A 15,074-nucleotide genomic window follows, 5' to 3' on the forward strand; every position below is an offset into this window, starting at 1 on the left:
GACTCGCTGTGTGATTGAACTCGTGTGTCGGCCCTCGGAAGCGCCGACGCGAAGACCTAGCCTAACAGATGCCGTCAACCAGGCCCTTTCCCCACATGGATGCCGGTGACGAAAAACCAACCCGGGACACCCGACTGCACCATGCGATTTCTTGAAGACTGGCGCGATGGACCCACCCAGCGCCGGGTGGCCGCCATCGCGGTGCCGATGACGCTGAGCAATCTCAGCACGCCCCTGGTCACCTTCGCCGGCAGCATCATCGCCGGCCATCTGGCCCAGACCCATAGCCTGGGCGCGGTCGCGATCGGCAGCACTTTGTACATGATGCCGGTCTGGGTCCTGGGCTTTCTGCGGATGAGTACCTCGGGGCTGACCGCCCAGGCCCACGGCCGCGGCGACGCGGCCGGACAGTTCCAGGTGCTGCAGCGTGCACTGCGGCTGGCGGCGCTGCTGGGCGGACTGCTGCTGCTGGCCGGTCTGTGGCTCACCCCGATACTGATCGGCTGGATGCACCCTGGGCCCGGTCTGGCCGAGCTGGCCCGAGGATTTATGCGCTGGCGCTGGTGGGGCATTCCGCCGGCACTGTGCAGTCTGGCCGTCAATGGCTGGCTGATCGGCCAGGGCCGCAGCGGCCTGACTCTGGGCCTGCTGTGGACGGCACAGGCCATCAATATCCTGGCCAGTCTCGGACTGGCCCTTGGCCTGGGTCTGGGCGTCGACGGCATTGCCATCGCCGCCGTAATCAGCGAATACGCGGCCGCCGGCATCGGCCTGCTGATCGCCTGGCGATTGCGGCCACAGCCCTGCCCTGCCCCGTCATGGTCATTGGCCGAATGGCTGCCGACGCTGGTGCTGAACCGGGATATCTTCATCCGCTCGCTGGCCCTGCAGGCCGTGTTCTCCAGTCTGGCCTGGATCGGCACCCATCTCGGAGATCGGGTGGTAGCCGCCAACACCCTGCTGCTGAACGGGCTGGAGCTGGTCGCCTTCGTGCTCGACGGACTGGCCAACGCGGTGGAAGCCTTGGCGGGGCAGCGCATCGGCGCCAGCGACGCAGACGGTCTGCGCCGGGTGATGAGCATCAGCGCCGGATGGACCCTGATCGGCGCCCTGCTGTTCAGTACCGCCTTCGCACTGGGTGGCCGGTTGTTTGTCGACATGCAGACCGACCTGGAGCCGATCCGGCACATCGCCATCGCCAGTCTGCCATGGCTGGTGCTGTTGCCGCCGATCGCCGGGGTGAGCTATCTGCTGGACGGCCTGTTTATCGCGGCGACCCGTCCGGCGACCCTGCGCAACACCATGCTGATCGCCGCCGCCGGTTATGCCGTACTGGTCTGGCTGACCCGCCCGCTGGGCAACCAGGGACTGTGGCTGGCCTTCAGCGGCTTCATGCTGCTGCGCGGCGGCGGCCTGCTGCTGGCCGCCCTGCGACTGCAACAGCGCAGGGCCTGGCTCGGCACGACATCGACGACAAGACTTTGAACCCGGGCTGGGCCATACTCGGGACATGTCACGCCCACTTCTCCGCTCGACAGCCTGCCTGCTGGCGGCACTGTTCTGCAGTCATCTGACAGCCCGGCCGGCAGCTGCCCAGGCGGACAGTGCCGTCCCGCCGCCGACCCGACTGGCCACCGTGGTGGCCCGTGCCGGCTTCGATCCGTCCGCGCTGGAAGCCTTTATGGGCCAGGCCCGCTTCGCGCATGCACGCTGGGGCGTGGCCGTGCAGTCGCTGGACACCGGCCGCCTGCTCTATGTCCACGATGCCGACCGACTGATGCAGACGGCTTCCACCGCCAAGCTGTTCACCGCGGCCACCGTGCTTGATCAGCCGGGCCCCGATTTTCGTATCGCGACACGACTGCTGGGTGGTCGCATCGATGCCTCGGGCCGGATGCAGGGTCCTCTGGTACTGCAAGGCATGGGCGATCCGACCCTGGGGGTGGCGGCTGAAACCCGCGACTGGGCCCGGCAGCTGGCCGGCCAGCTGGCCGCGCACGGCGTGCGCCAGGTCCAGGGCGATCTGATCGCCGACGATACCTGGTTCAGCGGACCGCCTTATGGTGCCGGCTGGGAGGCTGAAGACCTGCAGACCTGGTTCGGCGCCACGCCTTCGGCACTGAGCGTCAACGAGAACGTCGCCGAACTGACCGTGGAACCGGCCAACCGCATCGGACGCCCGGCCGGGCTGGTCCTGAAGCCGGAAAAAGCCATTCCGCGCATCGACAGTCACCTCGACACCTCGCGCCCCCGCGAGGGCAATGCCATCAATCTGTTCCGCGCGCCGGGCTCCACCACGCTGGAAGCTTTCGGGCGAATCAGCCTGCGCTCGCCTGCCCAGCACTACAAGCTGTCGCTGCCCGACCCCGCCCGTACCGCCGGCCTGCTGCTGGCGGACGCTCTGCGCGCCCAGGGCATCCGCCTGGATGGACGCGTCGAGGTGCGGCACTGGCCCGATAGGCCCTTGGCCGGCGCCTTGCTGGGCCAGGTCATGTCGCCGCCGCTGGCCGATATTCTGCAGCAAGGCCTGAAACGCTCCCAGAATCTGTATCTGCAGAATCTGCTGCAGATTGCCGGCAACCAGTACGCGGCCGCTCACCCGGCCGCGGACGACGAGGATTTCACCAGCAGCGCCGAATCCGGCGCCCACGCCGTGCATGCCCTGCTGCGACGGGCCGGCCTCGATACCGACGAGGTCCAGTTCAGCGATGGCACGGGCATGTCCCGACGCAGCCTGGCCACGCCGAGAGCGCTGGTCGGTCTGCTGGCCTGGGCGACGACCCGGCCCTGGGCTGCCAGCTTCCGCGAAGGCCTGCCGGTCGCCGCCGAAGACGGCACCTTGACCGCGCATTTCCATGACAGTCCGGCCGCCGACAATCTGCAGGCCAAGACCGGCAGCATGAGTCTGGTGCACTGCCTGGCAGGCTATGTCACCTCGACACAGGGCGAACACCTTGCCTTCGCGATCATGCTGAACAATTATGTGGCTCCCGCTGGCGCACCCTCGATCAGCCACGATGTGGATCAAGTGGCCTTGTTGCTGACCCGTGACGGTGTTCCCGAGCAGGTGCGCGGCAGTGTCAGCCACCACGCGGCGGCGGCGGATTGAGGCTTCGGCTTCAAAAAAATCAATGCACTGCCAAAAATGACGAGCGAGAAATCGCAAGTTGTCGTATCCTAATGCGTTTCCCCTGACGCGACTACGTTCCTGGAATCACTTTCATGGCCAGACAAAAGCCTCTCAGCCTCTACCGCAATATCGGCATCATTGCCCATATCGATGCGGGCAAGACCACCACGACCGAGCGTGTGCTGTACTACACCGGTCGCAAGCACCAGATCGTCGACGTGCATGACACGAAGGACGGCAAGGGTTCGACCACGACCGACTACCTCGAGCAGGAGCGCAAGCGTGGCATCACCATTCAGTCGGCCGCCGTGTCGACCGAGTGGAAGGGTTACCAGATCAACGTGATCGACACCCCCGGACACGTGGACTTCACCATCGAAGTGAACCGTTCGCTGCGCGTGCTTGACGGCGCCGTGGTGGTGTTCGACGGCGTGGCCGGCGTGGAACCGCAGACCGAGACCAACTGGCGTCTGGCTGACCAGTACAACGTCCCGCGCATGTGCTACATCAACAAGATGGATCGCATCGGTGCCAACTTCGCGCACTGCCTGAAGGGTATCCGCGAGCGCCTGGGCGCCAATGCCATCCTGTGCCAGGTTCCCCTGGGCAGCCATGACGAATTCATCGGCATGGCCGATCTGATCGCCGGCGTCGGCTACATCTGGCTGGGCGACGACAAGGACAGCCAGTGGGAAACCATTCCGCTGGACCAGGTCGCCGACCATCCGAAGATCAAGGCCCTGTCCTCCACCGCCGACCAGGACTGGGTGAAGAACCTGGCCAGCCTGCGCGAGGAAACCATCGAGAGCGCCGTCGAACTCGACGACGACGCGATGGAAGCCTATCTGTCGACCGGCGAAGCTCCCAGCATCGAAGTGCTGAAGAAGTGCATCCGCACCGGCTGCGTGGCCGGCAAGGCCGTGCCGATCTTCTGCGGCTCGTCCTACCGCAACAAGGGCGTGCAGCAGCTGCTGGACGGCGTCCTCGATTACATGCCCTACCCCGGTGAAAACGGCGGCATCTCCGTCGTGGACATGGACGGCAACGTGATCGGCGAGCAGGAAGTCACCGACGACGCGCCGGCCCGCGCCCTGGCCTTCAAGGTGATCAACGACCAGTTCGGCACCCTGACCTTCACCCGCGTGTACTCGGGCGTCATCAAGAAGGGTGACACCCTGATGAACGTCACCCGTGGCAAGAAGGAGCGCATCGGCCGTATCGTCGAAGTGCAGGCCAATGCCACCAAGGAAATCGACGAAGTCCGCGCCGGCGATATCTGCGCCTTCGTGTCGCTGAAGGAAACCGAAACCGGTGACTCGCTGAGCGATGCTTCCAGCCCGGTGCTGCTGGAGCGTATGCGCTTCCCGGATCCGGTGATCAGCGTCTCGGTCGAGCCGAAGAGCCGCAACGACATCGACAAGATGTCGACCGCCCTCTACAAGATGGTGAAGGCCGATCCGTCGCTGCAGATGGAAACCGACAAGGAAACCGGGCAGACCGTGCTGAAGGGCATGGGCGAACTGCATCTGGAAATCACCATCGATCGCATGAAGACCGAGCTGGGCGTCGACGCCAACATGGGCAAGCCCAAGGTCAGCTTCCGTGAAGCCTTCGGTGGCGTGGTCGAACACACCTACACCCACAAGAAGCAGTCGGGTGGTTCGGGTCAGTTCGCTGAAGTGAAGATGATCTTCGAACCCGGTGAATCCGGTTCGGGCATCGTGTTCTCCGACGAAATCGTCGGTGGCCGCGTGCCGCGCGAATACATTCCCGCCGTGGAACACGCGATCCGCGTGGAATCGCGCCAGGGTCAGGTCGCCGGCTACGAAGTGCTGGACTTCAAGGCACGCCTGGTGGACGGCAAGTTCCATGACGTCGACTCCTCGGCCCTGGCCTTCGAAATCGCCGGCCGTGCCTGCTTCCGCGAAGCCCAGCGCCTGTCCAAGCCCAAGCTGCTTGAGCCGGTGATGAGCCTGGAAGTGGTGACCGAGGCCGATTACCTGGGCGACATCATCGGCGACATCAACCGTCGTCGTGGCCAGGTCAGCGACCAGGGCCAGAAGGGTCCGCAGGCTTTCGTCCAGGGCTTCGTGCCGCTGGCCGAAATGTTCGGCTACATCAACTTCCTGCGTTCGGCCACCAGCGGTCGCGGCAACTTCACCATGATCTTCGATCATTACGCTGAAGTGCCGGCCAACATGGTCGACAAGCTGATGGAGAAGGAAGCGAAGTAAGTCTTCGCCTCCTGCCTTCCCGGTCCTCGGACCGGGAAGGTCGAAAAGGCCGGGGTCTCGCCCCGGCCTTTTTTGTGTCCGGATGTCACCTGGCTGCGGTCACCCCAAGGCGCACGATGCCCCCTTCCTGACAAGCACAGGGCCCGACCGGCTGCCTCCTCCCCCTGCCCGTCCGCCGAGCGTGGATGATCCTGCCGGTACCTGGCAGCCCGTCATCCAGCCCCTGCTGACACCATGACCCAGGATCATCGATACTCAACAAAATTTACGTGTTGATCTCGGGGGAAGTCTTATGTTGCGTCTTGTTTATGGCAGCTGCCTGGCTGCCTCACTGGCTGCGGCGAGCTTGTCGTGCCAAGCTGAAACCACGGCCCAGGCCATGCCTGAAACAATGCAGATGCTCAAGACAGCCATCGAGATTCCTACCGAAGAAGGCAAGGCCCAGGTTCCGGTACTGGCCCGTTACCTGGCTCAGCAGCTGGAATCTGCAGGTTTCGCCGCTTCGGACATCCAGATCATCCCGATCGGCGAGACCGCCGCACTGGTGGCCCGTTATCACGGCAAAGGTCATGGCAAACCCATCCTGCTTTCCGCTCATATGGATGTCGTGACCGCCCGGCCTGCCGACTGGGTACGGGATCCGTTCAAGCTGACTGAAGAAAACGGCTATCTTTACGGCCGCGGCACGGCGGACATGAAGACCTCGCTGGTCACCCTGGTCGAAACCCTGATGCGCCTGAAACGCGAGGGCTTCGTTCCGGCCCGGGACCTGATTCTGGTAGCCTCCGGTGATGAGGAGACCGCCATGGCCACCACTCGCGAACTGGCCAGCCGCTATCACGATGCGGCATTCCTTCTCAATGGCGACTCCGGCGGCGGTGTCTACGGCGCCGACGGCAAGCCCTTGGCCTACGAAATCCAGGCCGCCGAAAAGTCTTATGCCGATTTTTTGCTGACCGTGACCTCCGCCGGTGGCCATTCCAGCGAACCGACGCCCGACAATGCCATCTACAATCTGGCCACGGCCCTGAAGCATATCCAGGGCTATGCCTTTCCTGTCGAGTCCAGCAGCATCACCCGCACCTCGCTGAAGGCGCTGGGTGCCCGCACGCCCGGCCCCTTGGGCGAGGCCATGAAACAATTCGCCGCTCATCCCGATGACGCGGCAGCGGCAGCGACGCTGTCGGCAGATCGCGCCTACGTCGGCAAGATCCGCACTACCTGCGTGGCAACCGAGCTGAATGGCGGCCATGCCTTGAATGCCCTGCCTCAGCGTGCCACTGCCAATATCAATTGCCGTATTTTCCCGGGCGAGAGCATCGCTTCGGTGCAGGCCACGCTGACACGCGTCATCAATGACCCCAAGGTCAGCATCAGCATCCAGCCACCGACTCCGGTAGAAAGCCCGGCCTCGCCCATCCCCGCCAAGGTCATGAATGCAGTCGCTGCCACCCTGCATCAGCGCTTCCCCGGACTTGAGGTCATTCCCGGCATGGATGCCGGCGCCTCCGACAGCATGTACTTCCGCCGCGCCGGTGTCCCCTGCTTTGGCGTCAATCCCTTGTTCGCCAAGGCCGGCGACAGCTTTGCGCATGGACTGAACGAGAAGCTGCTGGCCAGCGAAGTGCCCGGCGCACTCGATTTCTGGCACGGCGTGCTGACACGGCTGGCCCGCTGACGTTGAAACGCCGAAGCACGGGGCCGATATCGGCCCTTGATGCCCGCCGTCCCGCACCGCCCATCAGCCCGGTCGCCTGAGACCCTTAAGTGCCAGTCAAAGCACGGTATAATGCCGGGTTCAGCTCTTATCAGCCTTCCCAGCCATGTCCTCGCATCTTCAAGAAACGCATCGCCGCCGCACCTTCGCCATCGTCAGCCACCCTGACGCCGGCAAGACCACTTTGACCGAAAAGCTGCTGCTGTTCGGCGGCGCGATCCAGATGGCCGGCTCGGTCAAGAGCCGCAAGGCGGCTCGCCATGCCACCTCCGACTGGATGGCCCTGGAAAAGGAGCGCGGCATCTCGGTGACATCGTCGGTGATGCAGTTCCCTTACGAGGGCAAGATCGTCAATCTGCTCGATACCCCGGGCCATGCCGACTTCTCGGAGGATACTTACCGGGTGCTGACCGCCGTCGATTCGGCGTTGATGGTCATCGACTGCGCCAAGGGCGTGGAAGAGCGCACCATCAAGCTGATGGAGGTCTGCCGATTGCGCGACACGCCGATCATGACCTTCATCAACAAACTGGACCGGGAAGGCCGCGAGCCGATCGAACTGCTGGACGAAGTCGAATCGGTGCTCGGCATCGCCTGCGCGCCGCTGACCTGGCCCATTGGCATGGGCAAGCGGCTCAAGGGCGTGTACCACATGCTGCTGGACGAGGTGCACCTGTTCGAGCAGGGCAAGAACTTCACGCGCCAGGATTCCACCATCTTCAAGGGCCTGGATGCTCCCGGGCTGGAAGAGGCGCTGGGCAGTCAGGTGCTGGCCGACCTGAAGGACGAGCTGGAGCTGGTCCAGGGCGCCTCCCATGCCTTCGATATCGAGCAATATCTGGCCGGCCAGCTGACCCCGGTGTTTTTTGGCTCGGCGGTCAACAACTTCGGTGTGCAGTTGCTGCTGGACTTCTTTGTCGCGCATGCTCCCTCGCCGCAGCCGCGCTCCACCTTGGGACGCGACATCGAACCCAATGAGGAGAAGCTGACCGGCTTCGTGTTCAAGATCCAGGCCAATATGGATCCGGCACACCGTGACCGCGTGGCCTTTATGCGGATCTGCTCAGGTACCTACACCGCCGGCATGAAGATGCTGCAGACCCGGACCGGCAAGGACGTGCGCATCGCCAATGCCCTGACCTTCATGGCCTCGGATCGCGAAATCGTGGAAAAGGCCTATCCAGGCGACGTCATCGGTCTGCACAATCACGGCACCATCGGCATCGGCGACACGTTTACCGAAGGTGAGGCGATCAGCTTCACCGGCATCCCCAACTTCGCGCCTGAACTGTTCCGGCGTGCCCGCCTGCGGGATCCCCTTAAGATGAAAGCCCTGCAGAAGGGGCTGGCCCAGCTGTCGGAAGAAGGGGCTACCCAGTTCTTCCGCCCCTTGATGTCCAACGACCTGATCCTGGGCGCCGTCGGCGTACTGCAGTTCGATGTGGTCGCCTATCGACTCAAGGATGAGTACAACGTGGATGCCAGCTTCGAAGCCGTCTCGGTCAATACCGCGCGCTGGGTGCATTGCGACGATCCCAGGAAGATGGAAGAGTTCAAGGAAAAGAACGCGATGAATCTGGCCTATGATGCCGCCGGTGAACTGGTCTACATCGCGCCGACCCGGGTCAATCTGCAATTGGCTCAGGAACGCTGGCCCCAGGTCCGCTTCGCCGCCACCCGCGAACACGCCTCGGCACTCGAAATCTGAGGTTCGCCATCGCCGCTTGTCTCGGCTATCGATAAGCCTCGGGGCCGGTTATGCTCAACCCGGCCCGAGGCATGGTGCTGATCCGGAGCCGTCATTTTTCCAGAGACAAGCATGCAGATAAGAGCGACCCGATCAACCTGGCTGGAAAACCTGCCGATCCGGCACAAGACGCTGCTCGCCATCGGCTCGCTGCTGGTCTTGATGGTGGTGGCCGCCGCTTTCGCGCTGTATACCATCAGCACCGAAAACCACAGCCGGGCGCTGACCTGGGTCAGCTATCAGACCCAGCTCGAGCTGGCCAAGGTCCGGCGTGCCGCGCTGACCAGTCAGGCAGGCGTGCGTGGCTACCTGCTGACCCAGGACCCGCAGGAAAAGCGCAACTTCGAACAAGGCAATGCCGACCTGAGTGATGCCGTGCAGCAACTGCGCGGACTGGCCAGCCAGCACCCCGATCAGTTGCAACGCATCGACCAGCTGCAGCGGCTGATCGATCAGTGGCAATTGCAGACCGAGCACAACGCGTTTGAATCCATGGACAAGCTCGCAGTGTCCGACCCTGTCCAGCTGGCTTACCGCCAGCGGCAGCTGCAGCTGTATGCGATGAGCCACCGCACGGTCAAGGTCTCCGATATCGAGGCCGTGCTGAACAGCATCGCTGCAGCCGCCGAGACCTCGATCAGTGCAAGCGATGCCCAGCTGGCCCATGCAATCAGCACGGCCCGCAAGGTGGTATGGACCACGTTGATCCTCAGCCTGCTGTTCGGTGCTTTGGTGCTCCGCGCCGCCTCACGCACCGTGACGCGGCCCATGCGGCGCATCACCGAATTGATGACCCAGCTGGCCGACCCGGAGGACCACAACGAGGTTGTCATTCAGGGCCAGGGGCGCAAGGACGAGATCGGCGCCATCGCCCGCGCCTTGCAGGTATTCAAGGAAATGGCCGTCACTCTGGAGCATCGCGACTGGCTGCGATCCTCGACCTCGACCATCAGCGGCCTGCTGCAGGAGGCCGAAAGCCTGCAAGGCTTCGCCAATACCTTGACCGCTGAGCTGAGCCCCCTGCTGCAGGCAGGTGTCGGCGTGTTTTATCTGCACGACGAGGCCAGCGCCGTGCTCCGGCTGACCGGCAGCTACGGCTTCAAGCACCGCAAGCACCTGGATACCGAATACCGGCTGGGCGAAGGCCTCGTCGGCCAGGCGGCCGGCGAGCGCAAGACCATCGTGCTGGAAGGGGTGCCGGAAGACTATATCCGCATCCATTCAGGCACCGGCGAAGCCAGCCCGCGGGTCATTGTGGTACTGCCACTGATTCTGCGTGACCGCCTGCTCGGCGTACTGGAACTGGCGAGCTTCAAACGGCTGAGCGACCGGCAGCTGCAACTGCTGGATCAGCTGATGCCGATCGCCTCGCTGACCCTGGAAAACCTCGGCCGCTCGCTGCGGACCCAGGCCTTGCTGGAGCAGACCCAGCACCAGGCGGATGAATTGCGCAGTTCGGCCGAACAGTTGCGCCAGCAGCAGGAAGAGTTGATCGCCACCAACGAAGAGCTGCAATCCCGTTCCAGCGAACTGCAGCAGCAGTCCTTGCTGCTGCAGAGCTCGGAAGAGGAGCTGCGGGTCCAGGCCGAAGAGCTGCAAGCCTCCAACGAGGAGCTGCGGCAGAAGACCGACACCCTGGACCAGCAGAAATCGATACTGGAATCCCTGCAACAGGAAACCGCCAGCAAAGCCGATCAACTGGCCCAGGCCAGTCATTACAAGAGCGAATTCCTGGCCAATATGTCGCATGAATTGCGCACTCCGCTGAACAGCCTGCTGATTCTCTCGCGCAGCCTGGCCGACAATCGGGAAGGCAATCTGGACGAGGAGCAGAAGGAGTCGGCCCGGATCATCCATGAATCGGGCAGCAATCTGTTGCGCCTGATCAACGACATCCTCGACCTGTCCAAGGTCGAGGCCGGCAAGATGGAGCTGCAGCTGCAGGAATTCCCGATCAATGATCTTGCCGTCGCCCTGCGCCGAACCTTCGACCACGTGGCCCGCGAAAAACTGCTGGACTTCATCATCCATGTCGATCCCAGAGTACCGGCGACGGTGATCACCGACATGGCCAAGCTGGAGCAGATCGGCAACAACCTGGTCGGCAATGCCTTCAAGTTCACCAGTCAGGGTGCCGTCACGGTCAGTATCGGCATCCCGGATGCCGATACCCAGATTCCCGCGCATCTGCGCCATACCGCCATGCTCACCATCAGCGTCACGGATACCGGCATCGGCGTGCCCGAGGAGTTGCGCAGCAAGATCTTCCAGGCCTTCGAGCAAGCCAACAACAGCACCAGCCGGCAGTACGGCGGCACCGGTCTGGGACTGGCCATTTCCATGCGTCTGGCCGAACTGATGGGAGGCGTGATCACCCTGCGCAGCGAACATGGCCGTGGCAGCACCTTCACCCTGCTGCTGCCGCAGATCGCGCGCGAGGATGTGCCCGAACTGCAGCAGGCCGTGGTCACCACAACCTCCGTCGCGCCACCGGCCACTGCCGGCCGGCCGGCCTCCGCGGCGATGCAGGTGCCCGGCCTGCTGCCCGAGCGGGTCGACGACGACCGCGACAATATCTACGATGGCGATACAGTCATCCTTGCCATCGAGGATGATCCGATTTTCAGCCGGATCCTGATCGACATGATCCGGCGCAACGGACACCGCGCCCTGGCCGCCCTCGACGGCGAGGCCGGCCTGCAGCTGGCCGAGCGCTACAGGCCTACCGGCATCGTGCTGGACGTGATGTTGCCCGGCATGGATGGCTGGGCGGTGCTGGATCGCCTCAAGCACCACTCCGCGACCCGACATATCCCGGTCCATTTCATCTCGGCGGTCGATGACAGCATGCGCGGCAAGGAACAGGGCGCCGTCGGTTTCCTGACCAAGCCCGCCAGCAAGGAGGCGGTCAACCAGGCCTTTGCCCGCCTGCTGCACTTCGCCTCGGGCAATCCACGCAATCTGCTGATCGTGGATGACGACGAAGATTCCAGGGTGGCCATCCGCAACCTGCTGAAGGCCGACCACCTGGGCATCGACGAAGTGGACAGCGCCGAAACCGCCTTGGCCCGCCTGGCCGAGCGCGACTACGACTGCGTGGTGCTGGACCTGGGGCTGCCCGGCATGTCCGGCATGGAGCTGCTGGAGCAGCTGCGGCTGCGTGGCGAGCTGCCGCCGATCGTGATCTACTCGGGCCGCGACCTGAGTCGCGAGGAAAGCCTGAAGCTGCGCCAGTACACCGACAGCATCGTGGTCAAGGGCGTCCGCTCGCCAGACCGGCTGCTGGACGAGGTGAGCCTGTTCCTTCACAGCATCCGTCACGCTCCGCCCCCCTCTTCCCAGAGCTCAGCCCCGGTCGCGGATGCGCAGCTGGACGGCCGCAAGGTCCTGCTCGTGGATGACGATATGCGAAATCTGTTCGCCTTGTCCAAGGTCATGCGCGGCTGGGGCATGCAGGTGACGCTGGCCCAGAACGGCCAGAAAGGTCTCGATGCGCTGGCCGAGGACGACGGTCTGGAACTGGTGCTGATGGACATCATGATGCCGATCATGGATGGCTACCAGACCATGCAGGCGATTCGCGCCCAGCCCGCACATGCCAGACTGCCCATCATCGCCCTTACCGCCAAGGCCATGAGCGGTGATCGCGAGCAATGTCTGGAGGCGGGTGCCAACGACTATCTGTCCAAACCCATCGATATCGACAAGCTGGCCTCGATCCTGCGGGTCTGGCTGCCGCATTGAGCGGCCCCGGCATGAACGGCGAACCGGAACCGGACATCACCCGCATCGAGCTGGATCTGTTCGTCAGCGCCATGCGGCAGCGCTACGGCTATGACTTCAGCGGCTATGCCCCGGCTTCGCTGCGCCGCCGGGTCATGCGCCTGGCCCAGCAGCTGGGCGGTGGCACGATCTCCTCGCTGACCGAGCGCCTGCTGTACCAACCGCAGATGCTGTCCGACATCCTGGACGGACTGTCGGTACCGGTCTCGGAAATGTTTCGTGATCCACCGGTGTTCAAGGCCTTGCGCGAGGAAGTGCTGCCCTGGTTGGCCTCGTTTCCGCATATCAATATCTGGCAGGCCGGCTGTGCCTATGGCCAGGAGGTCTACTCGCTGGCCATCCTGCTGGAAGAGGCCGGCCTCTACCATCGCAGCCAGATCTATGCCACCGACATCAGTCCCGAAGCCCTGCGCCAGGCCGAACAGGGCATCTACCCCGCCAAGGAGGCCCAGCAGTGGTCCCGCAATTATCTGGCCGCAGGTGGCCGACACTCGCTGTCGGATTACTACAGCGCCCGCTATGACCTGATCAAGATCGACCAGCAACTGGCTCGCAACGTGGTATTCGCCCAGCACAATCTGGTCGCCGACAACGTCTTCTGCGAAGTCCAGCTGGTTCTGTGCCGCAACGTGCTGATCTACTTTTCCACGCCGCTGCAGAATCAGGCGCTGGAACTGTTCAGGTCCAGCCTCTCGCGCGGCGGTTTTCTGTGTCTGGGCAATCGCGAAAGTCTGGATTTCGCGCCCGCTGCCGCCGACTTCACAGCCGTTGATGCCGGCTTGCGCTTGTACCGGCTGCCGAGCACACCATGAACAGTCCGCGGCGGCGGCCCGAACTGGTTGCCATCGGCTGCTCGGCCGGTGGCCTGAAAGCGCTGCAGGTCCTGCTTGCCGGACTGCCTCCGGCCGGGCTGCCCCCCATCGTGCTGTGCTGCCATACCGCATCGAGAGATGTGGGCACGATGTGCGAACTGCTGACCCGGCACAGCCCGACCCTGGTGGAAGAGGCCGTGGAACGACATGCGATCCAAGCGGGTCACATCTATGTCGCTCCCAGTGGATATCACCTGCTGGTCGAGGAGGATCGCCGGTTTGCCTTGTCGGTGGATGCCAAGATCAATTTCTCGCGTCCATCGATCGACGTGCTGTTCGAGTCGGTGGCCATGAGCTACCACGCCGCCACACTCGGGGTTATTCTCACCGGAGCGAACAGTGACGGTGCGGCCGGGTTAAAATGCATCCGTGAGGCGGGTGGCATCACCATGGTGCAGCAACCGGATACCGCCGAGGTCCCCTGCATGCCCCAGGCGGCAATGGATATCGCTCATCCTGATTACGCTCTGGAGCTGGACTCCATGGCTCCACTCATCAGCCAATTATGTCGACAATGAACACAGTCAAACCCAAATTGCTGGTGGTGGACGACCTGACCGCCAACCTCGTCGCCATGCGTCATCTGCTGGCCGATTGCGGCGCCGAAATCTTCGAAGCCAGCAGCGGCAATCAGGCACTGGCCCTGTGCCTGGATCATCAGTTCGCGCTGGTCCTGCTGGACGTCAATATGCCGGACATGGACGGCTTCGAAGTCGCCCAGTGGATCAACGAGTCCGAACAGCTGGGCGAAACCCCCATCATTTTCCTGACCGCGGCTTATGGCGATGATCCCAATCGCATCAAGGGCTACCGGATGGGCGCGATCGACTATATCGCCAAGCCCATCAATGACATCGTACTGCAGTCCAAGGTCCGGGTCTTTCTCGAGCTGTATCACGCACGCCAGCAGTTGCAGCAGGTCTTGCGCGATCTGGCCGAACGCAATCAGCAATTGCTGGACGAGATCGCGGTCCGCAAACGGATCGAAGCCCAGGTCCGCTACGAGGCGTCCCATGATTCGCTGACCGGCCTGCCGAATCGCAGCTGCTTTTTCGAGCGCCTGCAGCAGGCGCTGGTGACCGCGATCCACCAGGATCGCGGTTTCGCCGTGGTCTGCTTCGATCTGGACGGCTTCAAGAGCATCAACGACGAATTCGGTCATGCCGCCGGCGATGCCTTGCTGTGCGCGCTGGCCTCACGCCTGCAGGGCATGATGGGTGCCGATGACACCGCCGCCCGGCTGGGTGGCGATGAATTCGCCCTGATCCTGCGCGACTTCAACCGGACTGACCCGGCGATGGAGCGCTGCGAGTTTCTGCGCGAACACCTGACCGAACCGTATCCGATCCACTACGACGGCCAGAGCGTGACCGTGCAGATCGGCGTCAGTTTCGGCTTTACCCTGTGGCATGATGCGCCCGAACAGGGGCCCGACCAGATGATCCGCAGCGCCGACAAGGCCATGTATGATGCCAAGCGCGGCGGCAAGAACCGCAGCGCCAGCGTGAACCATGCCGCACCCGCCCCGCTGGATACCGCAGCGACGCAAGCCTGACACCCTCCTTTCTTGACGCCGCCGCATCACTGGCAG

At 63.5% G+C, this 15,074-nt stretch carries 9 protein-coding genes; all 9 read left to right on the plus strand.

All coding sequences use genetic code 11. The annotated features are described in order from the left end of the window. The first annotated feature begins 141 nt into the window (after nt 1-141). The 9 genes from FRAAU_RS11950 (at nt 142) to FRAAU_RS11990 (ending at nt 15,038) form a co-directional block, all read left to right on the plus strand. Nucleotides 142-1,485, plus strand: a complete 1,344-nt coding sequence (locus tag FRAAU_RS11950) for an MATE family efflux transporter (RefSeq protein WP_041270564.1) — start codon at nt 142-144, stop codon at nt 1,483-1,485. A gap of 25 nt (nt 1,486-1,510) precedes the next feature. Further along, the gene (dacB, locus tag FRAAU_RS11955; protein WP_014403785.1) at nt 1,511-3,109 is read left to right on the plus strand and encodes a D-alanyl-D-alanine carboxypeptidase/D-alanyl-D-alanine endopeptidase; all 1,599 of its coding nucleotides are present in this window, start codon (nt 1,511-1,513) and stop codon (nt 3,107-3,109) included. Nucleotides 3,110-3,222: 113 nt separating this feature from the next. Continuing rightward, complete coding sequence (gene fusA, locus FRAAU_RS11960) at nt 3,223-5,364, plus strand: elongation factor G (protein ID WP_014403786.1); 2,142 nt, start codon at nt 3,223-3,225, stop codon at nt 5,362-5,364. 292 nt (nt 5,365-5,656) lie between these two features. Next, nucleotides 5,657-7,042, plus strand: a complete 1,386-nt coding sequence (locus FRAAU_RS11965) for a M20/M25/M40 family metallo-hydrolase (protein WP_014403787.1) — start codon at nt 5,657-5,659, stop codon at nt 7,040-7,042. A 145-nt stretch (nt 7,043-7,187) separates the two neighbouring features. Further along, nucleotides 7,188-8,789 carry a peptide chain release factor 3 gene (locus FRAAU_RS11970; protein ID WP_014403788.1) on the plus strand — a complete coding sequence of 534 codons (1,602 nt, stop codon included), beginning with the start codon at nt 7,188-7,190 and terminating at the stop codon, nt 8,787-8,789. Between the two features lie 111 nt (nt 8,790-8,900). Next, nucleotides 8,901-12,572, plus strand: coding sequence for a response regulator (locus FRAAU_RS11975; protein WP_014403789.1), 3,672 nt, complete (start codon nt 8,901-8,903; stop codon nt 12,570-12,572). A gap of 11 nt (nt 12,573-12,583) precedes the next feature. Then, nucleotides 12,584-13,423 (plus strand): CheR family methyltransferase, encoded by an 840-nt coding sequence (locus FRAAU_RS11980; protein ID WP_014403790.1) that lies wholly within the window; start codon nt 12,584-12,586, stop codon nt 13,421-13,423. After that, nucleotides 13,420-14,001 carry a chemotaxis protein CheB gene (locus FRAAU_RS11985; RefSeq protein ID WP_014403791.1) on the plus strand — a complete coding sequence of 194 codons (582 nt, stop codon included), beginning with the start codon at nt 13,420-13,422 and terminating at the stop codon, nt 13,999-14,001. The genes FRAAU_RS11980 and FRAAU_RS11985 overlap by 4 nt, the downstream gene beginning before the upstream one ends. Beyond that, nucleotides 13,998-15,038: a two-component system response regulator gene (locus FRAAU_RS11990; RefSeq protein WP_014403792.1), complete on the plus strand. Its 1,041-nt coding sequence runs from the start codon at nt 13,998-14,000 to the stop codon at nt 15,036-15,038. The genes FRAAU_RS11985 and FRAAU_RS11990 overlap by 4 nt, the downstream gene beginning before the upstream one ends. The last annotated feature ends 36 nt before the right edge of the window (nt 15,039-15,074 follow it).

The sequence above is a fragment of the Frateuria aurantia DSM 6220 genome, from assembly GCF_000242255.2.
Classification (GTDB): domain Bacteria; phylum Pseudomonadota; class Gammaproteobacteria; order Xanthomonadales; family Rhodanobacteraceae; genus Frateuria; species Frateuria aurantia.